The organism is Pseudarcicella hirudinis (genome assembly GCF_900115665.1).
GTDB lineage: Bacteria > Bacteroidota > Bacteroidia > Cytophagales > Spirosomataceae > Pseudarcicella > Pseudarcicella hirudinis.
Genome location: NZ_FOXH01000023.1, coordinates 1 through 26067, shown reverse-complemented (window position 1 = coordinate 26067; position 26067 = coordinate 1). Strand labels below are relative to the sequence as shown.

Genomic DNA, 26067 nt, shown 5'->3' with positions numbered 1-26067 from the left:
CCTTCTCCGGCACTGGCATCTCCGCTGGTTACAATAATCTCATATCCATTCATGTATATTTTCTGTCCTTTGGCTGGTACAAAGGCAACAGTTCCGCTATATACTTTGGGAGTAATGTTACAGTCCACCGTGGAATGCATAGAACCTCCGCAACGAGACTCAGAAGGAGTTTCTAACTTATCGAGCTCATCACGTTTTTGGGCTATGGCAGCCGGGCTTATGTCTTGTGAACTCACAATGATATCCAAAGGATCTTCCACATTACCTGCCCCGTTGCTATTATTGCTACTATTATTGCTGCTATTTGTTTGGGGTGGAGAAGGAGTATTATTGGCCGATGCTGCGGGTTTTGAATTGCTTTTGACTGCCACACTGGCTGGTTCTGAGTATATCTCACTCCATTCACTTTGTCTTGCCAAAGAACAATTGCTCCGTACTTTAAACTCATATTTCCCCTCAACGGGTTTTACCACACTAAATGTACCGGTATATGCAATAGCTGTTGTCCAAGCACTTTCAGTTGTTAACTTATAAGCTACTTCATAGGTTTGTGCTCCAACTTGAGGATCCCAGCTTAGATTATATACCCTCGATAAGGATGAGGCCAGACTCAGGTTTTCAGGGCTTGTACAAGGACGGCCATAGTTAAATGATACCACTTCACTGTATCCGTCATTCTGGTATTCATTTACCCCCTCTAGATCCTGTACCCGAACCCGCAGGGCATACTTCCGACCAACTATCAGGGCCGGGTCTGTAATACCATACAAATAATTACTGGTATTGGTGGTGGTACTGAAAATGGGTCTTTTCCCCTGAACTACCGCATTGGGTACTTCCCCATCTAATACCTCATAAAGTTCTACTGTATAAATCACTGCAGAAATCCCCCCGCGGGAGGCAGTACCACGGGGCATCCAGGAAAACAACAGATTCTGTACCTCTTGTTCCTGCAATACCTGTCCTTCGGCAGGGTAAGTTATCTGAGGAGGATAACCATAAAAGACCTGCATCATAGCTATTCCTGTTTCTGAGATTTGTCGATGTCCTCTGGAAGCATCAAACTCATAGGCCGTAACACTGAGTGTCCACAGACCATCGGGCAGGCGTCCACCTTGTCTTAGCATACTTTCATCCACTGCTCCCTGGGCGATTAAATTACCAGCCTGAAAGTAGTTGACTAAATCACTGCCATAGAGGGTTAGAGGGGTACCGAAACTTAAATTGATGGGAATAGCCGGGATATAGTCAGGTCTTGTACTAATCACAGAACCAGCCTGTTCAAACCTGAAACGTAAAAACACAGGAACAATCCCACTCAGATATTTTTCATCTTTGAGCACCAGGGTAACTTTCAGGAAATTATTGGAAGAAGTTAAGGCACTCCAGTTGAGGCTATACTGAGGCAACAAATAGGGGCTGCAACTGACAGGGAAATTGCTCTGAGCCAAAAGCACCCTTTCCCCTAAAGGAGAAATAATCAGAAGTAGAATCAAGCTATAAAACTTCAACATCATTAATTAAACTTTTAGTTTTGAATAAGTTTAATTGGTGTGTTGAAGAATAAAGTCGGAGAACCGACTCATGGAAAGTATCGGGGGATGATTAAAAGTGGAGTGTTATAGATAGTAATAGAACAAAACTACATTATTATCAAAAGTGAATTTCTGTTTAAAAATTAAAATACCAAAATCTACAATTCACTTTATTGAGTTTTTCATGATAAAATGAGAGATTTTTTGATTTATGGTAAGAAATTGGGAAATGCAAAACATTTGAAATGTTAAATACAAATGTGATTTTGGGTGGCTTTAAAGAAGGGGTGGAGGATAATTTACCTGGTAAAGTAATAGATTCATCCCCTGAGAGAATGAAGACCTCTTAGATCATTTTGAATTAACTCCTGAAGCCTCTCACAGAAATTCTGATTGATTCGGAATCACTCCTGAACGCAGTTAATCCATAAACGGCTTACACCTCAACAGGCTTGTACATTCCGGTTGATAATATAAAAAGGGAATACCTCTCCCATCCGGAAGAAGTATTCCCTTTTCAAGCATATCCGATTATTTATTTTGCCTGAGCGTAAACTTTAAGCCCTACAATACCAACAGTAATTAAGCTCATGAAGAATATCTCTATCAAAGTGATTTTCTGCCCGTAAAAGAGCATTTCTGCCACTTTAATGAGAATAATAGACATCGCTGTCCAGACTGCAAAAGCTGAGGCAATAGACATATGTTTCATTGCCAGAGAAAAAAAGTAAATATTGCCGATTCCGAACAAAATATACCCTAACAAAGGAAGCAGAATCTGAAGTCCTTCATCCGGTTTGTAAAAATTGTCAAACCGAAGTTGCTTTATTTCACTAAGCTTGAGAAACTTCAGCGAAAATGTCCAGGCCGCTTCAAATAACGCAGCAATAAAAATATATACCCAATGCAATTTGTTGTACAGCCTGAAAATGCCGTTATTTAAGAGTTATACTAATTCTTTTTCAACTTCGGCCTTTCCTATCTTTTTTCTGGAAAACAACTTTCCGAAGAATTTTAAAATATTCGGTCGAAGGTAATAATATTTACGGAACCAAGGGTATTTCAATAATTTCTTTTCATCAAATCTTTTTATTGAAAAAGCATGCTGAAGGAAATAATCATTCGGATAATCATAGTAAAGGCCCCAGTTTTCTCTTTCATTTCCCGGTTTATGTTCAGGAAAATAAGCCGTTCCGAACAAATAATCCCACACTGAAAATTTCGTTGCAAAATTTGCATGAAAAACCTCCAGGTAATTAGCATGATGCCATAAATGCAATTCAGGTGAATTAAAAATATATTTCAGTTTCCCCATTTTCACATTGATATTAGCATGTATAAACATTCCAAACATCGCATCTAATAAGGCCTTAATCGGCATTACCGCAGGATCTGCTCCCAATAAGATAATCGGTGCGAATTCTATGGTTTGGTTAATAATAATTTCCACAACATGCGACCGGGAGCCTGCCAAAAAATCGACTTCCTTTCCGGAATGATGAGCTTCATGTGTTCTCCAAAAAAACTTATTGGAGTGTTGGAAGCGGTGAAAAAGGTAAATGTATAAATCGTGGGTTACAAGAAAGAACATTACCTGACCAAAAACCGGCCAGTTTTTCACAAATTGTAAACTCGTCCAATCTAAACTATGCTGTATCGGTGCTATTATATAATCAAAAATGAGTATTTTAAGGAAAAAGCTTTGGATAATTGTGTACCAAACCAAATCAATCCAAAAACCCTCCCTGAAAAATGGTAATCCTTTTCTGTATGGAGCAATCCGCTCCCAGGCTATGATAAAGATTATCCAGCCGACTAATATAGTCGTGGTAATGGTTAGTAATTTTTCCTGATTCATATTGGTATATCTGACACTATCATTTTGAGTTGTGGAATAATTGAAAAACTATTCCACAACTCCTCAATTATTATAACTGGTACTCCGGACTGATATTCACTCTCAAACGCTTCATCGGGCCAATTTCCGAATCGTAAACTTTCTTAATACCATCACCGGCAGCGATTTCAACATCTCTGATGTCACGAACCAGACGTTGTAATCCCTGTGGTTCTACTGAAGCGGCATGATCAGAACCCCACATGGCACGGTCAAGGGTAAAGTGTCTTTCAACAAAAGTAGCTCCCATTACTACAGCCGCAACGGTAGTGGTAAGACCTGTCTCATGTCCTGAATAACCTGCAGGTGCATCCGGATATTTAGCCTGAAGCGTATTAATCATGCGAAGGTTCAATTCTTCCGGTTTGCAGGGATAAGCAGAAGTTGAATGAGCAATCATCAATGGATAGTTTTCATCAAATGATTTAACCAGATCCACAGCTGTTTCAATTTCTTTTACAGTTGACATCCCTGTTGAAAGCATCAAAGGACGACCTGTCTGCAAACATTTTTCGATCAAAGGAAGGTCGGTCAGAGAAGCTGAAGCCAATTTGTGCATTACAGGGTCAAATTGCTCAAGAAAATCCACTGATTCCAGATCCCAGGCAGATGCAAACCAGTCGATCCCTAATTTCTTACAATACTGGTCAATCGCTGAATATTCAACTGCCCCAAATTCCGTCTTACGTTTATAATCGATGTAAGACATTTTGCCCCATGGGGTATCACGCATAATCTCCCATTGATCTTTTGGAACACAAACTTCCGGAGTTCTTTTCTGAAATTTTACGGCATCTGCTTTTGCTGCCACAGCTTCATCAATAAGCTGTTTCGCCAGATCTAATGATCCGTTATGGTTTATACCAATTTCAGCGATAATATAGCTTGGTTTTCCGGTACCAATTTCTCTTCCTGTGTTTAATGTAATTGTTCTCATTGTAATAGCACGATTTTAAAACGTGATTGTTTATTTATTGCTAATGATTAGTTCTGCAAATTCTCTGAAACATCCTTCTCCCCCTTTGGCCTCGCAAATATAATTTGCTGCTTTTTTGGCGAAAATCAGGGCGTCAGAAGGGCAGGCTGTTAAACCAACCAGGCCCATAATTTCAACATCGTTTGTATCGTCGCCGATGTAGGCAACTTCTTCTGATTGTAAGTTTAATCTGCTTAAGATTTCCTGCAAAACGGCAGGTTTGTCTTTGATTCCTAAGTGTAATTCTGAAATTTTCAGTTTTTCAGCTCTTTTTGCCACAGAAGGAGAAAGTTCTCCGGTAATAATTCCGGTTTGAACATCAGCAAACTTTCTGAGACGCTCTACGCCCATTCCATCTCTGATGTTAAATTTCTTCAGAACCTCTCCCGATTCTCCGTAATACACGCCTCCATCTGTCAATACTCCGTCACAATCAGTTAATAAAAGTTTAATCTTTTTTGCTTTTTCCTGAATAAGCTGCAAGTCTGTAATCATCTTTATTTGTTGGGCACATTCTGAGATTTCGGGAAAGAAACCTCAATTTTGAAATCAATTTTAAATAGCAGTCCAACCGCCGTCAACTACAAGATTTGCTCCTGTCATATAAGCGGAAGCGTCGCTTGAGAGAAAAATCAATGCCCCCTGATAATCGTCGGCATTGGCCATTCTGCCCAAAAGTGTTTTAGCTGAATAGTTCTGAACAAAATACTCATCCTGTGAATTTTCAACACCTCCCGGAGAAAGCGTATTAACTCTTACGCCTTTTTTACCCCAGTAAGCAGCCAAAAACCTTGTAAAGTTCACAACTGCTCCCTTTGTTGCCGGATAAGCAGCCGACTTGAAAAATGTCTGCTCTCCCTGCTCATTGCGATAAATACTCTGATCAGGTCCTACCAACCCATAAGTTGATGCCACATTAATAATACTTCCTTTGCCCTGATCAGCCATTACAGTTCCAAAAACCTGAGAACAAAGAAATACTCCGGTCACGTTCACATCCAGTGATTTTTTGAAAGCATCAACCGGATAGTTTTCAAAAGCGGAAAGCTCTTTTGCCATTGCCGGATTTTCAAACATATCATTGATTGCGGCATTATTCACCAGAATATCAATAGAGCCGAATTTTCCGAGAATCTTATCTCTTGCGATCTTCAGAGCTTCTTCATTCGTAACATCAATGCCGATACCATAATGGGAGCCCCCATCCTTTTCTAAAACAGCTGCAAAAGCTTCCGCCTGGCTTTCGTTAATATCTGCAACAACTACATTGGCTCCGGCCTTCGCAAGCGCTTCACAATGTTTCTTACCTATCAGCCCTAAAGCTCCTGTGACAATAGCTGTCTTATTTTTTAAAGAGAATAATTCCATATTTTAATAATTCCGCGGGTATATCCGGGACATCAACGCCTCATCCAAAAAGCGGTTTTCACTTTTCAAGTGCGTGTACTGTCTCAATATGCCTTCTTTTTCAAAACCAACACTTTGATAAAGATTTATTGCCTTTTCGTTTTCAACTGATACACTTAATTCTATGCGTAAAAGCTCCATTTCTTTACCGAAAATCAGAATACTCTCCAACATCTTTTTCCCGAAACCTTTCCCTGAAAAATCAGGATGAATAGCTAGCCCGCCAAGATATGCGATATGATCTGTACGGTGTTTCAGGCGTATCAGTTTAAACATTCCAATATTCGTTTCATTTTCGTGAAAAATAAAAAGTACTTTATCCTTCAGTAAATCATGAAATATTGGTTCAAAATCCTTTTCATTCATTACCTCATACAGCAGAAAGGGATTAACCTTCGGATGCATATACAATCTGTAAATGAATGAAAAGTCTTCTATATCAGCACCTCTTATCACTGTTTCGGCTTGATGTTATAGTTGCTTACTTTTCTGAAAACTGCTTCTAAAACTTCTCCTTTCAGATACTGTTTCAGGTTAGCACTTTCAATGGCTTCTTTTACAATTGGTAATACTTCACGGTAAACAGAAAGCGTATAGTTAATATCTTCATCTGAATGGCTGAAACACATGTTATGAAAGCCTGCCCAGAGAATACCTCTTTTAATCATTTCCTGTTGCATCAACGATTTCACTTCCAGTCCGTTACCAGCTTCAGGTGTAAAAGTTACCATTGAACGGCAGTTGTAACCAATACATTTTGTGTATTGAGTCATGCCCAATTCAGCCGCAATCTGGTTGTAACCATCTTTCATCAAGGCTCCTTTTTTATCAAGATATTCAGGAACATTTTTATCACGAAGTTCATTGATAGTTGCAATACTGGCTGCTAAAGAAAGTGCTTCTCCTCCGAAAGTAGTATAGCTGAATACCTCAGAATTAAACAATTCCATTACATCAGCACGACCGGTTAAGAAAGCTATCGGCATACCATTGGCACAAGCTTTTGAATAAACCGCCAGATCAGGTTTTACATTAAAATATTCCTGTGCTCCTCCTACTGCAATGCGGAAACCAGTCCACATTTCATCAAAAATCAATAAAGTGCCATTTGCTTTACAAACCTCAGCCAGTTCCTGAAGGAAACCTTCTTTAGGCGCTTCGAAAATAAACGGTTCTAAAATCAAGGCAGCAACCGTATCATCCAATGCTGCTTTGATAGATTCAATATCATTAAATTCAAAAGTATAGGTCATGTTCTGGATCGGCTCAGGAATCCCTGCATTTCTGCTGGTGATACCGATATACCAATCATGCCAGCCATGATATCCACAACAAAATATTTTCTCACGACCTGTAAAAGCTCTTGCCACACGAATAGCAGCAGAACAAACATCAGCTCCTGTTTTAGAGATTTTTACCGCTTCAGCATTTGGAATAACTTCTTTCAAAAGCTCTGAAACCTCCACCTCCAATGGATGCATTAATGAGAAAGTAATACCATCTTCCAATTGTTTTTTGATCGCTTCATCGACCGCAGGGTAAGCATAACCCAATGAGATAGGTCCGATAGCAGCGTTAAAGTCAATGTATTCGTTTCCATCAACATCCCAGACATGTGAACCTTTGGCTTTTTTAATATACTTCGGAGCAACTCCTTTCGTAAATTGCCCCGGGCCTTTTGCGAGCGTTTGTGTAACGGGTTTCTGAACTTTTTCCGCACGGGCATACAACTCGTTAGACTGGGTAATATCCGGGTAATTCTGATTGAACTGAATGGTATTTGGCATAATTTTATAGATTATCTTTTTATTCGGAATTATTTTCTCAGATTTTGTCAATCATATCTGATCAGGCTTTTATTCTGCAAATTCAGGCAATACAATCTCAGGTTGTACAGCATTGGTTGTATAACCAAGTATTTTTTCCGCGATCTGTTTACCGGTGAATCCCTCGTATTCCATTAATTCGTTCAAACGACCGGGTTTAAACCATCTTTCATTTAAAGCAAAAGGCAATACATTGGCAGTGGTGCGGTTTTTCAGCAAAGTTTCAGCTACGATACTGTATAATCCGCCGGTAAGGAAGTGGTCTTCCAGTGTTACCACAAGTTTTGAAGTAGCAGCTACTTCAAGAATAGCCTGTTCATCGACAGGTTTCAGGCTCCTCATATTCACTAAACCAACGGAAAGTCCCTGGTTTTTAAGAATTCCAACAGCAATCAGTGCCTGTTCGAAAAGCATTCCATAAACCAGAATTGTTACATCACTTCCTTTTGAAACAACCTCTGCTTTACCGATTTCAAAATTAGCACTGTGTTTATAGTCAGTCTTTCGGGTATTGATACGAACATATGCCGGATTAGGAGAATTCCAGATCTGAGGAAGCATTGTTACCAAATCTTCTTCATCTGCCGGAGCAAAAACCGTCATGTTAGGAATACCTCTCATTAATGAAACATCCTCAACAGCCTGGTGAGTCGGGCCATTTCCATCAGACAGAAAACCCGGAATAAAACTACTCAGCTTTACCGGAAGATTCGGGATTCCGGCATCGGTACGCACAAATTCAAAAGCACGCATTGATAGAAATGATGCCAGGGCATGTGTAACAGGAATTCTACCTCTCAGGGCTAATCCTGCTGCAGCTCCGATCATTGTCTGTTCTGTAATTCCGGTATCAACAAAGCGGTTTCCAAGTACTTGAGGAATATTTCTGACTAAAGCCCTGTTTTCGGCCGTCATCACTACAAAACGCTCATCCTCAAGGGCAATTTTGGTTAAAAGTTCTTCGTAAGTCATATGATAAAATGGGCTTCAGAAAGTGTTTTTCAAAGAATAATTTTCACAAACCTTTTCCCGGATTCGACATTATTAATACTATCTGACAACTAAAGTCTCTGATTCGATGGTTGCTAATTTTTCACCTTTAAGCTCTTCCAACAAGGCTTCTACTTCAGTCTGGGTGAAATTACAGAACCATCTGTCAGCTCTTGCTTCGATACTTGGCAATCCTTTTCCCCGAACTGTATCAGCAATAACAACATTCAGTCTGCCTTCCTGAAACGGATAAGCAGTAAAGGCCTCTTCAAGGGCTTCAAAACTATGTCCGTCGATTCTTTTAACAGCGGCACCAAAAGCTGAGAATTTATCATGCAATGGTTCAAGCGGAATCAATTCTTCTGTTGGCATATTGGCCTGAAACTGATTTCGGTCAACTACAAAAATAAGGTTATCCAATTTGTGGGCGTTAGCAACCAAAGCCGCTTCCCAACAAGTTCCTTCATTCAATTCTCCATCTCCCAGAATACAAATAACTTTGTTTGAGCCTCCTTTCATTTTGATATCCAGTGCCACACCTATTGCTACCGAAGGTAAATGACCCAATGATCCGGAATGGAATTCAATTCCGGGAACCTTGGTATTCGGATGCCAGTAAATATTGTCAGAAGTAGATAAATGGTTTTTCAAACGGCTTTCCTCCATCAAACCCAACTCCACGAACGTTCCGTACAATGCCGGAACATCATGTCCTTTTGAAAGGAATAAATAATCACGATCAGGATCCTGCAGATTATCTTTCGAAATATTCAGAAATTCTGAATATAAATAAACTACCAGATCTGCGGCTGAAAGTGATGCACCTACAAAACATCCTCCATCCGTCGACATTTTTACGATATGCTGGCGAACTCTGAAGGCTAATTCTTCTAATTCTTGTTTTTTTAAATCGGTCATATTTACTTCTTTTTACTGAAAACAATTGCTGACTAAAATTTCAACCTGTTTTAATTTCTGAATGCTAGATTATTTTGGTTTGGCTGACAGAAATAGTTTTGAGTTCATCCAAATGATTTCTGTACCAGTTTACTCCTGCATATCCTGCATTAATCTGATAAATCTCCGGTTTACGGTTAAGTAATGTTAAAATATCATCACAGGAAAAATCTTTCTTTTCCGGATACAGTTCTTCAAAAACCCGGCAGATAAATTCATAATCCTCAGGGTAGTCAATCGTAAAACGATGTGACATTGAGTAGTCAAGTCCGGTATTCCACGCAACATTTCCTAATCTGAATTTATCGGGATTTTCCCAGATATATGGAGTAGTATGTTCAAGTTCCAAAGGTTTTGAAGCCTCATTCCAGGCTTTTTCAAGGCACTCCATCGTCATAATTTCCACATCATTCCCGTCAGGGAAAGTAGCAGGATGAAGATTTCCGACGAAATCAAATGCTCCTTCATGCTCAAAATAATAATCAAGCACTTCATCCACAATTACCGGATCGATCAACGGGCAGTCTGATGGAATTTTTAGTACCAGATCAGCATTAAACGCTTTTCCTGCCTGATAATGCCGGTCAAGCAGATTGTTCAGACTTCCTCTGAAACAAGGTATGTCAATAGATTCAGCAAGCTTTTGAATCTCATCATCTCCCGGCTGATCAGATGTGGCGATCACAATCTGATTAGGTCTTTTCACCATTTTCAGCCTTTCAATCATTCGGAAAAGTAAGGTCTCACCCAAAATCGGCAGCAATACTTTTCCCGGTAAACGACTTGATGAGGTTCTGGCCTGAACAACAATTAGTATCTTTTCTGACATAAATATTTTTATACAAAATGAAGGAATCTTATTTTCAGATCAAGCTCCATTTTCATTCATTTACTTCCAACGACTCATTCAAAAAAGCATTTCTCCCCTGCTATTCCTGGAATCAGGCATAATGCACATCAATCGGCATAGGCTGGTATTGAAATTGCTTCAGGAAATCTTCTTTTTTACCGTCAAAATTCACAAAACTCCTACAGATATTAGCAATATTCTGAGCTGAAGTTCCTGCATTCTGAATTGGATTCAAGCGGTACAGTTCTTCAAGGTCAAAATATGAATGTACTTTTTTTCCTAAAGCCATCCCTACATAAACTACCGTAGAGTATTGAGTAATCAATTCTTCACAGTTAGCAATCATATCATTTGTACTTCCCGATTGAAAAATCAATGTATCTGCCGGAGTGTGCTCCTTAATTTCAGAAACAGCTCTGTCATAGATTTCATTAGGATGCAGCTTAAACAAGAGACGACGGCCTGCGGCAATTTCTGTAGCTTTTTTAATAAATCCGATTCTGTCTTCTTTTCTGAAAGTTTCCCTGATATCTGATGTTGCTACCATTACATAATTATGATAAGGAAAATCATTTTTAAGGAATTGACGGATGTTATCATAATTAGGTATTCCGGTTACTAATATTTTAGAGACATTTGTTCCTCTTTTAACAAAGTAATCCTTATATCCATCTGAAGCTGCACAGTAAATATCACAAATATTAGAAGCACCGTTCAGGGAAGTATCCCCGGAGAAATAAGGAGGGAAATGCAGGTTTTTTACCCATTTACTTTTCCAGGTATAACCATCAACCATTCCTTCCTGAACCCAGAGTGTTTTGTTTTGTAACATCCTGTCGGGGATGATTAAGTCCGAACAGTAAACAACGAGGTCATATCTGTTCTTTTGAGCCATATAATCCATTTGAAGATTATGCTCACGGATGTATTTCTCAGAATTGGCCCTGAATTGTCCAGCTAAAATGGTACTGTCAATAAATGGCGTATACTTGATAAGGGCATTAATGAGTGGGGAATCCGCGAAAATCTGACTGAACCAACAGTCAAAATCTGTCAACTCTTGAGCAATCTGATGCATTTGAGAGGTTTGGTTCATTGATCCTGTAATAAACAGTATTTTCCTTCCCATACGTTTTAAATGATTAAGTGATATCCATCGGAACCATTCACAAAATTAGAAACTCGCTTCAATGTATTACCTCAAAATGAACAATGATAATATTTTGATAACGAACGCATTATGATTTGTTCACAATATTTTGACAATTTATTAAAATTCAAATAGTCTGGCACGGGTTTTTAGAGATTCTTATTAAATTTTTTAACAACCCGTACCTCCTTCCGATACTATCTTAAAAGTCGAATTTCATTCTGAATCGGATTCCAATACCGTTCGGGGCATTGGGATTGTCCAGATAAGACAATCTTTTCACGAAATCCACTCTAAGAATTTTGAAAATATTTGCAATCCCGAAACTTGCTTCCATGTAGGGCTGCTTTGCAAGGGTATAAGATACCGGATTCCCTTTCTCATCGACAGGTAATTGGTATAAGCCATTTCCGGCTTTAGGGATATTTTCATCAGAAATTCCACCCCAAAGTCCTTTGAAAGTAATAACCTCCCTTAACTTAAGCTTTTTCAGAACCGGTACTTTGTTGAAAATAAATCCGTTAAAGTAATGATCTATAAAAATTGCGCCGTAGTGATCACTGATAAACTCCATAAAGTTCATCATGTTAAATGCCTCAGGCTGATAAGCATAGGTCTGGTTGGCACGGTGAATTGTCAGGAGTGGAAATGGTACGTTTCCGAACGTTTTACCTCCTTCAAGGCTGATATCCGTAAAGCCAATCGGGGTGATAAAGAATCTTTTATTGGCATAAGCCACTAATCTGTGGAAATTATACTGTCCTTCCATTACTCCTTTAATCCCCATCGTGTATCTCAGATTAAAAATCGGATACTTGTTAACAATCGGAATTCTGTAGTTTTTACCCTGGTAAAATTTCTCATTCGGGGCATATCTCAAACCAACCAGTACCTCACTGCTCACAATCTCTTTATTGGGTACCAGTTCACCGTTAGATGAAACCTGGTCAAAATGCAGTGCTCCCGCAGCTTCCTGGCGGATATTTTTAAAATTAACATTCAATGCTAATCCGCTTTTGGACTCATTCAGATAATCTACCTGAAAAACATTGTTATAGGTCATTTTATTATTTACCCCTCTTTTGAAGGAAAGCAGCACGTTATCTTCTGCTACAAATTGTAATTCCTGGCCGGGAATCTTTATTTCCTGCTGATAAGAAACCCTGAGGTGCTTAATAGGATAAGTATAAATATTATGATCCGTCAGAGAAAGAGTGGCAGAGCCAAAGTACTTCCATCTTTTATCATCAAAACCGTAGGCTCCGTAAGTCTCAAATGCAATTCTTTCACTGAAAAGCGGGGTCGTTCTTCCTCCCAGTCTTAACCGGAATCCTTCAATGGTATTCCAGCTGTAAAAGGTATTCACAGGTCCGATTTCAAAGCCTTTCATCGGCTTATAACCTTCGAGGATAAACGTTGCGGTATTCATAAAACGTTGAAAAGCGGGCACTTTTGTCACACTGTCAACCATAGTATAGATTCCGGCTTCCTTCTTTGATAAAGTCTGATGCCTGGATGAATCCCAGAAGGCTTCGGTCTGCTTGTTATAGTTGGCAGATTCCTCAATTTTCAGCCCTGAAAAGGTTTTTTGAATGATGGGCTTATTAATAACGTAATCCTTATACGACACACTCCTTTGCCCGAAAAGTCCCATGCCATTCTCCTTTTTCAAAAGGTTAAATTCTATGGCCAGCTCGTCTTTCGTAAGCATTTGTCCGCTACCGTCAACATTATCAAATTCCTGGGTAAGTCTCAGATCCGTAACAAAATTGACATTAATATCCTTGGAAAAGCCCATCTGCACCCTTCTTACTGCAAAACTTGAGTCTGCATCCAAGGATACATACATACTTCCCTGAAAAAGCATATCAGTTTTGTTTCTGGGAGAAAATCCGAGATTAACGCATTTTACACCTTTAAAATCAAGTGTATCAATGATTACATATTTATAAAACTGCGGAGCAAGGGGCGCAATCGGCCCTAAAAATTGCGTAGCGAGAAGGTTGATATTATTGTCATAAACGTTAATATCCTGATAAAGAGCCTCTAAGTAGAGTTTTATCCCATTATTATCAACATAGTTTCCGATACCTGTAAAACGCTCACCACGAATAACTTCCTTTTTATCCTGAGGATCTTTCCGGTAATATACATCTGAAACTTGTTCCTTCAGATACATCGGAAGGTTTACTTTTCCGGTAATTTCAGAAGTATCCAGGTGATTAAATACAAAATCGAATTTTTTCAGCAAACGACGGTTTCTGAATTTTTCCGAGATATTACTCAGGTCAAATTCAAGTTTCTCGTATTTGTTGTATTGATAAAAATCAAATGATTCTTTCCGGTTTTTATCTTTATTGGCGATAACCTTTCTGATAAGAATAACAGCAGGATTGTCTTTATTACGATAACGTTCTTTCTTCCCTTTCACAGTAACCTCCTGTAGATCAGTCACCAAAGGCCTTAACCGAAAGTTAATATTAAGCGTTTTACCAGTTTCAATACTTTTGGTTTCAGGAGAATAACCCACAAAAGAGACTTTTACCGTTATTTTTTCCTCTTTGGATTCTATGTAATAATTTCCGTTAAAATCTGTCTGTGTTCCGTATTTCGTACCTAAAATTGATACATTGGCAAACGGAATTACGTCTCCGGTTTTACTATCCAGGACTTTACCTTTTAATCTGGTTATCGTCTGAGCCTGGCTGTATGATGACGACAAAATCCAAAAGCTCATCAAACCTATTACGGTGACGATATGTTTTATTCGAGCATTCATGTATAATTCTACTCTTATTCAGTATCTTGATTGTGGAAGTTCAATAATCTATTAATTCAATCATATTCAGACTTTTGATAAACATTAAAGTCTATAGGTAAGGTTCAATTATTAATTAAAACCTATACAGACGGCAATGCAAAGTCTTAAGCCATCATTAAAAGCTCATTTTGGATAGTTTAAATAAGTTAAGCGTAAAAGATGTTGATCGGGTATCTTTTAGGGCTATTACAAGGTTGTTGTTCTTATTTAAACTTTGGAAACTTTAAAAAGGTTCACAGTTTCTCAAATTTATTTCCAATCTTTTCATGTTTCAAAATAGCTCTGGCGAGCTCTTTTTTTTTATCATTTGAATACCTGATCCGGATGATATTCATTGATTATTATATAGGATAAACTGGGGTGTTTTTTTTGACAAAATTAATTACCAGACAAATGTAAACCAAGTTGACCAATTTGGCAATCATAAAGCCTCCATAATTTTACATTTTTTTTCACTGTTTCCGAACAGGTTGTTTTTGTGTTAAATTTTCTTAAAATTATACAAATTCAGCACTCAACATCTATTTACATTCTTTTATCTTCCAGACTTTGTAATCATTCTGAAAACTATTTCTTTCAAAAGTAGTTTAACTATATCGTTTTTGATACCAATTTCTGCTGAACGTCCTTATAATTGGATGGACGGAATACTCCATTTTGCCGTTTATTAAACCTCAGTTATTCGATTGATAAAATTAACTTAACATATCTTTCATAATTCCGGAAAACAGCATCATATAACGCTATTAAATCTAAAAAAAATGAAATATCTGAAAGAAAAACAGGCCATGTTAATTATTCATTATTTTTAAATTTATGTTTAAAATCTCCGGGAAAAATCACTTAACATTCAGTTAATGAATCTATTCCGAAATCAGGCTTAATACAGGAAAGAGTAGAAAGACTGTAAAGAACCATATGAAGAGATATTCCAAAAATGCTATTCCGGCTATCACGAACTTCTATTTCTGATACTTTAGAAAATGCTGAAGAAAACTTATTCCTGATAAGACATAACCAAACAATCGGATCCGGTACTTCCCGGATAATCTCTGAAATCAATCCCCACGATTTTCACTGACATTTACGTTCAGTATCCGAAAATCAATATGTTACTTTAGGCCGATCATTTAAAAGAAGATGGTGACTTCAAATCCAAAAACAATCAGAATAGCCTAAGCCGGGAATCATGAAATACTACAAAGTTTCTTCTTTTTTCAGAAAAGCTATTTTTTACTTAAATCCCAAATCTTCAGACTATTTACCTTTATTTTACCTTTTTTGCAAAACAAAGAAAAAGCGGTTGCTTTCGGATCAGGGAAAATCAATGAGGTTATTGCCACAGCGCCATCATTAGCAAATACTTCTACCGACATTTTATCAACAACAATCTTCAACCTGAGTCTTTTGTTATCAATCTTCAGAAAAGTCTTATCCACTGAGGCAAAGTCAGGTGAAATGATCTTTCCGGAGTTTGTCCGGTCGAGATACAATTGTTGCTTTTTTACATCATATCCTACAATTGTCTCTTGCGTAGCCTTTCCTTCTTTATTCAGATTTTGTGCTATTTTAAAGCCAAAATCACGGGAAGATTTAATGGTCAGATCAGCTTCGATTATATAAGCGTTCTTTGCAAAAAGAGTAGATCCGTTCAATAGCTTTTCTTTGGTATGAACAAAATCTTTTTTCTCAAAGAATCTGTAAGAATCAGCCGGCGTAAACTGTTCTACTGGTAATTGGGTCAGTCTCACTCCTTCAGGAAAAGTTTTCAAAGCAATTTGCCTTGGAACAGACATCTGTCCTTTCCATGGAAAGGTAGGCTGATTTTCAGCATATTTCCAGTTTAACATCCAGCCAAGCATGAGCTTCTGATTTTGCGTAGCATTATTCCAGGGAATTGATGCGTAGAAGTCTTTTCCGTAATCCACATATAATTTGGTATCGGGAGTATTATCATTTTTAAAGCTCTTTCCGTCAAAGTCTCCTATAAAATATTGAACACCTGCGAAATCCTGCTCCGGACCATTTGAAGAAACCATCAAAAGCCATTTTGTTTTGGTAGAATCACCGTCAACGGCAAACTGTGTCAAAGACGGGCATTCCCAGATTTTCCGAACATCTCCCTGATTTCCAAACTCTTCTAATTTATTCCAGTTTTTCAAATTTGGAGAGCCGTAAAAAAGAACTTTATATTCCGTCGGAAGTACCACAGACATAATCCATTGCTTTGTCTTTTCATGCCAGAACACATTTGGATCACGGAAATCTTTGGCATTTAAATCTAAAACAGGATTCCCGGCATATTTTTCCCAGGTTCTTCCCTTATCATTAGAATAAGCCAGGTATTGTGCTTCCTTTTTTCCGTTATGATAATCCGCCGTGTAAATCGCAACCATACAATTACCATTGCCGTTGTCCAAACCACTGCTGTTATTTTTGTCGATGACCGTACTTCCTGAGAATATCCAGACAGAATCTTCAGGAATGGCAACAGGCAAATGCTCCCATTTAATCAAATCCTTACTTACTGCATGTCCCCAGCTCATATGTCCCCATTTGTTTTCAAAGGGATTAAACTGGTAAAACAAATGATATTCTCCATCCAGAAAGATTAAACCATTCGGGTCGTTTGTCCAGTTTTTCTCGGGGCTGAAATGAAAATCCGGACGCCAATGTTCGTTGAGATTCTGGCCTTTTACAGAAATGAAGACAAGCAGGAAAAAGGTTAAAGAGCATATTTTTTTCATATAAACGGTGTTTCAAAACATCATAAAATTACCTGAATCTCAACAGGGCAAATTATTCTTATCTAAGCAACAGGTGGTTCCCAGAGTTCAATCTTATTACCATCAGGATCTAATATCCAGCCGAATTTTCCGTATTCAGATTCATTTATTTCATCAAAAACCTTTACACCTTCTTCTCTCAGAACATTTAACAGACTGTGTAAATCTTCCACAATATAATTTATCATGAAAGGCTTATCACTGGGTTCAAAATATTGAGTATCGGCTTTAAAAGGGCTCCAGACTGTAACATTTTTCTTTTCAGGCTGATCAGACTCTCTCCATTCGAACTGCGTTCCTCCCCAACTTTCAACCGGAATACCAAGATGCTGCTGATACCATTTTCCGATAGATTCGGGATCCTTGCTTTTGAAGAAAATCCCGCCGATAGCTTTTACTCTTTTCATAGTTTGTACGTAAAACGTTAAATATTATATGAAAACCAATAAATTACTAATCAAACCTCAACGCAACAATAATCTTAGGACTTAAACTTAATGACCGATATATCTTTTCCATCAAAAACAGCAAAATTATTACTTGATTCATCATCATAACACCACTCTCCCAGGTTAATATATCTGCTCTTTTCTGCAACCTTAAGATCCAGCAAAAGATGTCTGTGTCCAAAAATATATAAATCATGGTGTTTCTTAGCTTCTACTTCTTTGGCATAAGACAATAACCATTCATCATCCCCCTTAAACTGTAGCTCTTTTTTTATTCTGTCCTCCTTTTTCCGGCTTCCTGACCATTTATGAGCCAGAAACATTCCAATGTCGGGGTGAAGCCAGTTAAAGGCAAAACGGCATAATCTGTTCTCAAAAACCTTTTTCAGGAGTTTATAGGAATAATCTCCGGGGCCTAAACCATCACCATGGCCAATAAAAATACTGGTGTCTGTTTCACTTTTTACCAGGTATTCCTGAGGTTCGCGATACACTTTAATTCCAAGTTCGGTATCGAAATAATCAAACATCCACATATCGTGATTTCCGGTAAAAAATATGATTTCTATACCTTCATCAGTCAGTTCAGCCAGTTTCCCCTGCAGGCGGATAAAGCCTTTTGGGATTACATTTTTATATTCAAACCAAAAATCAAATATATCCCCAACCAGAAAAATTACCTGTGCATCCTTCTTTACAGATTCTAACCAGCGGACAATTCTTCTTTCTCTTTCAAGACTACTTTCCTTATCCGGTGAGCCTAAATGAAAATCAGAAGCAAAATATATTTTCTTATTAAACTGTAAATGAATTTCCGTCATTATAATCTATCTGTGAACACGTTTTTTTGAGTACGAAGATACGCTAAAATTACATTTTTGATCGAATGGTAATAATTTTTAGTAAGTGGCAATCGCAGTACCTGCATTTATTTCTAAATTTGACTTGCTCTCAATGAAAATATAATCCAATGAAAACCAGAAAGATACTCTTATTTATCATATTCCTGTCTTCTGCCAAAGTGCAGGCTCAGGTACAAATTTATGACCCGAAAAAAGTTGCGGAGCGGTCTGTTGAAAACCGGGCAAACAGCAGGGTAAATCAAGGCGTTGATAGAGGTCTTGATAAAGTAGAGGAAGGAATTGGTAATTTGCTTTTTGGCAAAAAGAAGAAGAAAGAAGATCAGCCCTCAAACAATCAGCAAAAACCTGATAATTCCCAGAATGCCTCTCAGGAAGAAAATAATGGCAATAATGCCGCAAAAGCAAATCTTAAGACACCTACTCTTCAAACGTACAACAAGTTTGACTTTATGCCCGGGGAAAAAATTGTTGTTCAGGAAGATTTCAGTCAGGATGCTATAGGTGATTTTCCCGATAAATGGAACACCAATTCTACCGGAGAGCTTGTTAATATTGAAGGGAAACCGGGAAAATGGTTATCTCTCAGCAAAGACGGCACTTTTTTGCCGGAATTTATTACAGGTTTACCGGAAAATTTCACCCTGGAATTTGACCTGATTACCAATGCTGAATTCAGTTTCTATTCTTCTCCGTTTAATTGTATCATAGCGTCATTGGCTTCCCCAAAAGACTTTGCCAAATGGGGTAGATTCATTGTTGATGATGTAACCGGCATTGAACTTGGTTTTCATCCGATGAACGCAGGAAGTTCTCAGGGAACAGCCTCTTTTATAGTTTATAACAATTCATCAAAGGAGGATATGAAAAATGAGACTAATACCAGCCAGTTTTTTGCCAATTTTAATAACTATGCAAGAGTTTCAATATGGAGACAAAAACAACGCCTTCGTGTATATATGAATGAAGAAAAGGTATGGGATCTTCCGAGAGCTTTAACCAGTGGCACAAATTATAATGCTGTTTTATTTATGCTTGGCAGTTTTCAGAAACCTGAAGACCGTTATTTAATTTCAAATGTCAGATTAGCTGTCGGGGCACCTGATACCCGTAATAAACTTATTACCGAAGGTAAATTCGTTACAACAGGTATTCTGTTTGATGTAAATTCAGCAGTCATAAAACCTGAATCTTACGGTACACTAAAGTCGATCGCTCAGGTTCTTCAGGAAAATGCGGATATTAAAGTGAAAATTATTGGTCATACAGATTCTGACGGAGATGATAATGCTAACCTGAAATTATCAAAACTAAGAGCAGAATCTGTAAAAGCAGCGCTTTCCAATGAATTTGGTATCAATGCGTCAAGAATGGAGTCAGATGGAAAAGGGGAATCACAACCAACCTCACCAAATACCAGCAGTGAAGGCAAAGCAAATAACAGAAGAGTAGAATTTATCAAACTATAGATTTTTACCCACAAAAAAAGCCAGTCAGAAAATCTCTGACTGGCTTTTCTAATACTATTGAATTTTAAACTTCTGAGCTTTCAGCAGGCTGTTCTTCCACTTTAGGATTCTGAGCTTCAACATCAGCGACTTTTTGCTCATCTTTCTTATTTTGCAATTCAGCATCAGCAATTTTTTGTTCTTCGCCTTTGATAAATTCCTGATAAGTAGTCAATTGTTCAAAAGGGCGTTTTCCTACTAATCTTTCAAGGTCACTTTGGAAAAGCACTTCTTTCTTCAACAATTCCTGTGCAAGGATTTCAAGTTTATCTTTTTTATCAGTCAGCAGATCTTTGGTACGTTGATAAGCATCATAAATAATTCTGCGAACCTCTTCATCTATTTCACGTGCTGTTTCTTCTGAATAAGGCTTGTTAAATGAATATTCTGAGCTTCCTTTAGAGTCATAGAATGAAACATTTCCCAGTTTATCGTTCATACCATAGATTGTCACCATACTGTATGCCAGTTTAGTAATACGCTCAAGGTCATTCTGTGCTCCGGTTGAAATTTTGCCAAAAATGATATCTTCAGCAACACGACCTCCAAGCGTCACACACATCTCATCTATTAACTGTTCTGTACGGTACAGGAACTGTTCTTTAGGCAGATACTGAGCATAACCTAAGGCCGCAATACCCCGGGGAACAATCGTAACTTTTACCAGAGGATTGGCATGTTCAAGGAACCAGCCCGCGATTGCATGTCCGGCTTCATGATACGCAACAATTTTCTTCTCTTCCGGAGAAATCAATTTATTCTTTTTCTCTAAACCTCCGATTACTCTGTCCATTGCCTCCTGGAAATCATGCATATCTACAGCCTGCTTTCCTCTGCGGGCAGCAATCAATGCCGCTTCATTACAAACGTTGGCAATCTCTGCTCCGGCAAATCCCGGAGTTTGTGCTGATAATTCCTTAGGATCAATATCAGCAGCCAGTTTCAACGGTTTCAGGTGTACTTTAAAAATTGCCTCTCTTCCGATAATATCCGGTTTATCCACTGAAATCTGGCGGTCAAAACGACCAGGGCGTAACAAAGCAGAGTCTAATACATCCGGACGGTTTGTTGCAGCCATGATAATGATACCTGAATCAGTAGCAAAACCATCCATTTCAACCAACAAAGAGTTCAAGGTATTTTCACGTTCATCATTTGAACCAGGCATTGCGCCACGTCCACGTGAACGACCTACTGCATCAATTTCATCAATAAAAATGATACAAGGTGCTTTTTCCTTCGCCTGTTTAAACAAATCACGTACACGGGCAGCACCCACCCCAACAAACATTTCAACGAAGTCTGAACCTGATAGTGAGAAGAAAGGAACACCTGCTTCTCCCGCCACAGCTTTAGCCAAAAGAGTTTTACCAGTACCCGGAGGGCCTACCAATAAAGCTCCTTTCGGAATTTTACCTCCTAAATCGGTAAATTTCTTAGGATGTTTCAGAAACTCTACGATTTCCTGGATTTCTTCCTTCGCTTCATCAAGACCAGCTACATCGTTAAAAGTAATTTTAACTTTAGCTTCTCCGTCAAACAAAGTTGCGCGGGATCTGCCGATGTTGAAAATCTGACCGCCCGGACCTCCTGCTCCGCCCATACGGAAGAACAAAAAATAAAAGCTTAAAGCCATTAGAATAAGGAAACCCCAGGTTCCAAGAAAATCCATTGGACTGGTACGTTGCTCAGGTGCCGGGATAATCTGCTCGTCACGGGAAAAATTCTTCTGACGCTCATCTAAAAAACGCTGAAATACCTCTGCCGAAATGATAGGGAACTCAAAATGCGGAGTCTCTTTGGTACTAGGCAATACTGAAGGATCTTGTTGCTGGCGGAAATACTTCTTTACAGCTTCAGGTTTCAATGTAACCTCTACAACTTTATCATTTATAATTGTCAAAGACTTTACCTCTTTGTTTAGAAGCATTGTCTCAAATTTCTTCTGGTCAATTTCAACGAGCGAACGTTGTTTACTGAGGAAAAAAATACTAACAAGAGCAATAATAAGTCCAACTACCAACCAACCCTGAAAACCTCCGTTCGGACGACGAGGAATTTTGGGTTGCAATGGAGAGCGGTTATTGCCGTTGTTATTGTTGTCTTGATTGTCAGCCATTTTTCTTACTTTAATTTTCGTTACTAAAATTATTCTCCAAGATTCCTAAAAACTTCTTCATATTCAAAGTAAAAACTAAAGAAGTTTCCAAATTTCTCTGAAGCTACACATTGATTTAACTTTGGTTATTACACTGAATAGAAACGGTTAGAGAATAACGAAAGGTTTCAAACTTTTGTTTTGGAGTAACAGCGGTTATTTAATAGGATAAGAGGTCGAAATAAGGTTTAGGCCTCGTCTGCAACGTACGTAAATTCTGCATCTCCCCACAATTCCTCTAATTTATAAAATTCACGGCGATCTTTTTTGAAAACGTGTACCACCACATCATAATAGTCGATTAATATCCATTCTCTGTTAGCTTTTCCTTCCAGACTGCGGGGATTGCTGCGAGTCACTTCCCAAACCTCCTTGTCAACCGACTCAGAAATGGCATCGATCTGAGTATCTGAAGTACCCGAACAGATTACAAAATAATCTGCAAAAGCATTCTTCACTTTTCTCAAATCCATTACTACTATATTCTGAGCTTTTTTATCCTGCATTCCTTTAACAACAAGGTTTGCAAGCTCATTTGAACTCAATTCCTTTTTTACTTTTTCTTTGATTTCCGTCATTCTAAAACTTGTTATCAATTATTGCCAAAGAGTATGTTTTCGATAATTGTTTTAATTATTTTTGAAAACAAAAACTTAAAATAAGTGATTTCGATTAACTAATTATTCAATATATAAAATTACAAAAGAACTTGAACAAAATTGCGCCCAAAACTTTATTTACTGGTAAAATTATCAAATATCTGCCAACTTGTCATTCTACTAACGATGTTGCCCTGGAAATGATTCAAAATGGAGACATTTTTGAAGGAACTGTCGTTGTTACTGACAAGCAAACCGCCGGGCGTGGACAACGGGGAAATTCATGGGAAGCTCAGTCAGGAATGAATCTCACCTTTTCACTGATCTTGAAACCCGATTTCCTGAAAGCCAGCGAGCAATTTCAACTCAATATAGCCATATCTCTGGGCGTTTCAGATTTTCTTAATGAATTCATTGACGAAGGTTTAAAAATTAAGTGGTCAAACGACCTTTATTGCTATAACCAGAAAATCGGAGGAATGTTATTTGAAAATTCACTTCAGGGCTATAATATCGGCTATTCCATTATAGGTATCGGATTGAATATCAACCAAATGTCCTTCGATTCTCAAACGGCAACTTCTTTGAAAAACATTACAGGAAATCCCCTTCCCTATGAGCTTCCTTCCCTGCTGGAGAAGTTGCTGGAAGCCATTGAAAAAAAATATTTATTACTTAGAAACGGTGGGATTGACTCCCTTAAACAACAATACATATCCAAATTATTCAGGTATCAGGAATGGCATTATTTCCGTAAAGACGGCATTGAGTTTCTGGGACAAATCCTGGGAATAGATGAACAGGGAAAACTTGCCGTTGAAGCAGAGGGAAGGATACAATACTTCGGATTTAAGGAAATTCAGTTTGTAATTTAAGCAAATTAAAATCCATAAAACGACTTAAAGTTTCATGGATTTTAACCTGTTTCTAACAAAAATTTAATCAGAATACACTACCAAAAGAAGGAAAACTTTGTAAGAAAATGTAACTAAGTGCTAATGTTAACGCACTAATAACAAAAATTCTGACGATAGAGATGAGTTTCATTAGTGTTAGTGTTTATGGTTAGGAACAACTTTTTTACTCAAATCAGTTTTTAAAAAACCTTAATTCCTTATTTCTATTACTACCCCAACTACCTATGATTCAAACAAATATAAACAAAATCTTGTTTATGTTCTATACTTTATAAAAAAAATTATTATATTCAATTCATTGCTGCTCTTTTATATAATTCTCCTATTCAGTATTTAATATTTATGCTATAACTGGTAAAATCCGGGAATACCTATGAGGCCTCAATTTGGGACAATAATTGAAAATTTTTACTACTGGGAAGGCCAGACACCTCATAATATCTATCTGAGACAACCATTTCAGAATCACTTTCAGGACTATACCTTTTCAGATGCGGGAAACCAGGCAAGAAGAATGGCGGCGGTATTACTATCACTTAAACTTCCGGCAAAAAGCAATATTGGTATTCTCTCCAAAAATAGTGCGCATTGGATTATTTCCGATTTGGCTATTGCTATGGCGGGGCATATTTCAGTCCCTTTTTATCCAACGCTAACTTCCGGACAACTGAATCAGGTTTTGGTACATTCCGACTGTAAGGTACTCTTTGTCGGAAAACTCGATAGTTGGGAACATATCAATTCTAGTATTCCTCAAAATATTTACTGTATTTCTTTTCCGCAAAGTCCGGTCTCAGGTTATGATAACTGGGATGACCTGATTAAGCAACATGAACCTGTCAGTGAGAATGTCAGGCCTGAGCCGGAAGATATCGCTACAATTATTTATACTTCCGGGACAACCGGAACACCTAAAGGAGTTATGGTAACTCAGAAAGCCATAATTAATGCCTTAAACATGAGCAGAGAGGCAATCGGTCTGGATATTCCCAATGCACGATTTTTCTCTTACTTACCCCTTTGTCATATTGCCGAGCGAAATATCGTTGAATCAGCAAGTACAGCCACAGGTGGCACTGTTTATTTTGTAGAATCTCTTGAAACATTTCAGAAAAACCTTCAGAATGCACAACCGACGCATTTTCTGGCCGTTCCCAGGATATGGGCAAAGTTTCAATTGGGAATATTTTCGAAAATATCTCCTCAAAGACTGAAGGTTCTGTTAAAAATCCCGCTTATCAATATTCTGATCAGTAATAAGATCAAAAAAGGCCTGGGATTGGCTAAAGCTCAGATTATACTTACAGGAGCTGCCCCAATGCCTTTACATCTGCTGAAATGGTATGAAAACTTAGGTATTTCAATAAGAGAAGCTTATGGTATGACCGAAAACCTTGGTGCACACTCTTTAATGCCGGAAAAGGCGGTTAAGGAAGGCACCGTAGGGAAACCATATAAGGAAGTCCAAACCCGGATAGATCCGGTAACCGGTGAAATTCAGATGAAATCACCCTGGAACACGATAGGTTATTATAAAGAAACTATTTTGACACGTGAATTATTAAAGGACGGTTGGTTATGTACGGGAGATATCGGAGAAATAGACCAGGAGGGGTATTTAAAAATAACCGGCCGTCTAAAAGATGTGTTTAAATCATCGAAGGGTGAATATATTATGCCCGTAACCATTGAGAATCTCTTTAACGAGAACCCTTATATTGAACAGATTTGTGTAATGGGCTCGAATTTACCACAACCTGTCGCACTCGTAGTTCTGTCAGATATAGGAAAAGCCGTGAATAAATCTACACTTGTCTCAAGTCTGACTGAAACCATTCAGATTATCAATACGCAGGTTAACCACTATGAGCATATCCGAAAAGTCATCATTGTCAAAGAAAACTGGTCAGTTGAGAACAATCTGATTACACCAACGATGAAGATAAAGCGGAATGTAATTGAAGCTTATTATGAATCGAAGCTACAGAGTTGGTATGCGAATGAAGCTCTTGTGTCTTTTGAATGATCCAAAGGCTTTCAAACGCAAACAAGCCTTGATAACAGTGTTGTTACCAAGGCTTGTTAATAATAATTTGGCACTTACTTACTTTCCCGCATTTGACTGCAGTATCATCAGCGGAACTGGGCTTAACTACTCTGTTCGAGATGGGAAGAGGTGAACACCAGTCCTATCGGTGCCATAAAGTCTTTCAGGTTTATTTTTTATCAACCTCATACTTAATGACTCTAAGGTTCTTTCTCTTGATATATTGTGAAAAATAGTAAACAATCTCCTAAGTAAAATTAAAAAAACAGGAAGCTTTCGGGTAATTAGTACTACTCGACTTTGACATTTCTGCCTTTACATCTGTAGCCTATCA

At 38.1% G+C, this 26067-nt stretch carries 20 protein-coding genes, 1 rRNA gene and 1 pseudogene; 3 read left to right on the top strand and 19 right to left on the bottom strand.

Annotated features, from left to right (window positions below):
- From BM179_RS24510 to BM179_RS24435, 16 genes and pseudogenes are all read right to left on the bottom strand, one after another.
- Nucleotides 1-1517: pseudogene (locus BM179_RS24510) on the bottom strand (hypothetical protein); the annotation flags it as partial.
- 553 nt (nucleotides 1518-2070) lie between these two features.
- Complete coding sequence (locus BM179_RS24505) at nucleotides 2071-2445, bottom strand: DMT family transporter (protein ID WP_092019793.1); 375 nt, start codon at nucleotides 2443-2445, stop codon at nucleotides 2071-2073.
- 36 nt (nucleotides 2446-2481) lie between these two features.
- Complete coding sequence (locus tag BM179_RS24500) at nucleotides 2482-3393, bottom strand: sterol desaturase family protein (protein WP_092019792.1); 912 nt, start codon at nucleotides 3391-3393, stop codon at nucleotides 2482-2484.
- A 70-nt stretch (nucleotides 3394-3463) separates the two neighbouring features.
- Complete coding sequence (locus BM179_RS24495) at nucleotides 3464-4369, bottom strand: N-acetylneuraminate synthase family protein (protein ID WP_092019791.1); 906 nt, start codon at nucleotides 4367-4369, stop codon at nucleotides 3464-3466.
- Nucleotides 4370-4399: 30 nt separating this feature from the next.
- On the bottom strand, nucleotides 4400-4903 hold the full coding sequence (locus BM179_RS24490) for a KdsC family phosphatase (RefSeq protein ID WP_092019790.1): 504 nt from the start codon (nucleotides 4901-4903) through the stop codon (nucleotides 4400-4402).
- A gap of 60 nt (nucleotides 4904-4963) precedes the next feature.
- Nucleotides 4964-5776, bottom strand: coding sequence for an SDR family oxidoreductase (locus BM179_RS24485; RefSeq protein WP_092019789.1), 813 nt, complete (start codon nucleotides 5774-5776; stop codon nucleotides 4964-4966).
- A 3-nt stretch (nucleotides 5777-5779) separates the two neighbouring features.
- A complete protein-coding gene (locus BM179_RS24480; protein ID WP_092019788.1) occupies nucleotides 5780-6271 on the bottom strand; it encodes a GNAT family N-acetyltransferase in 492 nt (163 codons plus the stop codon).
- Nucleotides 6268-7602 (bottom strand): aminotransferase class III-fold pyridoxal phosphate-dependent enzyme, encoded by a 1335-nt coding sequence (locus BM179_RS24475; protein WP_092019841.1) that lies wholly within the window; start codon nucleotides 7600-7602, stop codon nucleotides 6268-6270. The genes BM179_RS24480 and BM179_RS24475 overlap by 4 nt, the downstream gene beginning before the upstream one ends.
- A 69-nt stretch (nucleotides 7603-7671) precedes the next feature.
- Complete coding sequence (locus tag BM179_RS24470) at nucleotides 7672-8613, bottom strand: transketolase family protein (protein ID WP_092019787.1); 942 nt, start codon at nucleotides 8611-8613, stop codon at nucleotides 7672-7674.
- Between the two features lie 78 nt (nucleotides 8614-8691).
- A complete protein-coding gene (locus tag BM179_RS24465; protein WP_092019786.1) occupies nucleotides 8692-9549 on the bottom strand; it encodes a transketolase in 858 nt (285 codons plus the stop codon).
- Nucleotides 9550-9613: 64 nt separating this feature from the next.
- Complete coding sequence (locus BM179_RS24460; protein WP_092019785.1) at nucleotides 9614-10417, bottom strand: cytidylyltransferase domain-containing protein; 804 nt, start codon at nucleotides 10415-10417, stop codon at nucleotides 9614-9616.
- 112 nt (nucleotides 10418-10529) lie between these two features.
- On the bottom strand, nucleotides 10530-11567 hold the full coding sequence (locus BM179_RS24455) for a CDP-glycerol glycerophosphotransferase family protein (protein ID WP_092019784.1): 1038 nt from the start codon (nucleotides 11565-11567) through the stop codon (nucleotides 10530-10532).
- A 223-nt stretch (nucleotides 11568-11790) separates the two neighbouring features.
- Nucleotides 11791-14367 (bottom strand): DUF5686 and carboxypeptidase-like regulatory domain-containing protein, encoded by a 2577-nt coding sequence (locus BM179_RS24450; protein ID WP_092019783.1) that lies wholly within the window; start codon nucleotides 14365-14367, stop codon nucleotides 11791-11793.
- Between the two features lie 1268 nt (nucleotides 14368-15635).
- A complete protein-coding gene (locus tag BM179_RS24445; protein WP_092019782.1) occupies nucleotides 15636-17156 on the bottom strand; it encodes a glycoside hydrolase family 32 protein in 1521 nt (506 codons plus the stop codon).
- A 62-nt stretch (nucleotides 17157-17218) separates the two neighbouring features.
- Entirely contained in the window at nucleotides 17219-17602 is a 384-nt protein-coding gene (locus BM179_RS24440) for a VOC family protein (protein WP_092019781.1), read from the bottom strand.
- Between the two features lie 74 nt (nucleotides 17603-17676).
- Nucleotides 17677-18465, bottom strand: coding sequence for a UDP-2,3-diacylglucosamine diphosphatase (locus BM179_RS24435; RefSeq protein WP_092019780.1), 789 nt, complete (start codon nucleotides 18463-18465; stop codon nucleotides 17677-17679).
- Between the two features lie 149 nt (nucleotides 18466-18614).
- Between BM179_RS24435 and BM179_RS24430 the strand changes: the two genes are divergently transcribed.
- Nucleotides 18615-19973 (top strand): OmpA family protein, encoded by a 1359-nt coding sequence (locus BM179_RS24430; protein WP_092019779.1) that lies wholly within the window; start codon nucleotides 18615-18617, stop codon nucleotides 19971-19973.
- Between the two features lie 64 nt (nucleotides 19974-20037).
- Here the strand turns inward: BM179_RS24430 and ftsH are convergent, their stop codons facing one another.
- Entirely contained in the window at nucleotides 20038-22131 is a 2094-nt protein-coding gene (gene ftsH / locus BM179_RS24425) for an ATP-dependent zinc metalloprotease FtsH (RefSeq protein WP_092019778.1), read from the bottom strand.
- Between the two features lie 227 nt (nucleotides 22132-22358).
- On the bottom strand, nucleotides 22359-22748 hold the full coding sequence (rsfS, locus tag BM179_RS24420; RefSeq protein ID WP_177219511.1) for a ribosome silencing factor: 390 nt from the start codon (nucleotides 22746-22748) through the stop codon (nucleotides 22359-22361).
- 131 nt (nucleotides 22749-22879) lie between these two features.
- On the opposite strand from rsfS, the gene BM179_RS24415 reads away from it, so the two are divergent.
- Nucleotides 22880-23644: a biotin--[acetyl-CoA-carboxylase] ligase gene (locus BM179_RS24415; protein WP_092019777.1), complete on the top strand. Its 765-nt coding sequence runs from the start codon at nucleotides 22880-22882 to the stop codon at nucleotides 23642-23644.
- Nucleotides 23645-24059: 415 nt separating this feature from the next.
- Nucleotides 24060-25712 carry an AMP-binding protein gene (locus BM179_RS24410; protein WP_092019776.1) on the top strand — a complete coding sequence of 551 codons (1653 nt, stop codon included), beginning with the start codon at nucleotides 24060-24062 and terminating at the stop codon, nucleotides 25710-25712.
- A gap of 65 nt (nucleotides 25713-25777) precedes the next feature.
- On the opposite strand, the gene rrf is transcribed toward BM179_RS24410, so the two are convergent.
- Nucleotides 25778-25889: ribosomal RNA gene (gene rrf / locus BM179_RS24405) — 5S ribosomal RNA — on the bottom strand.
- Between the last annotated feature and the right edge of the window lie 178 nt (nucleotides 25890-26067).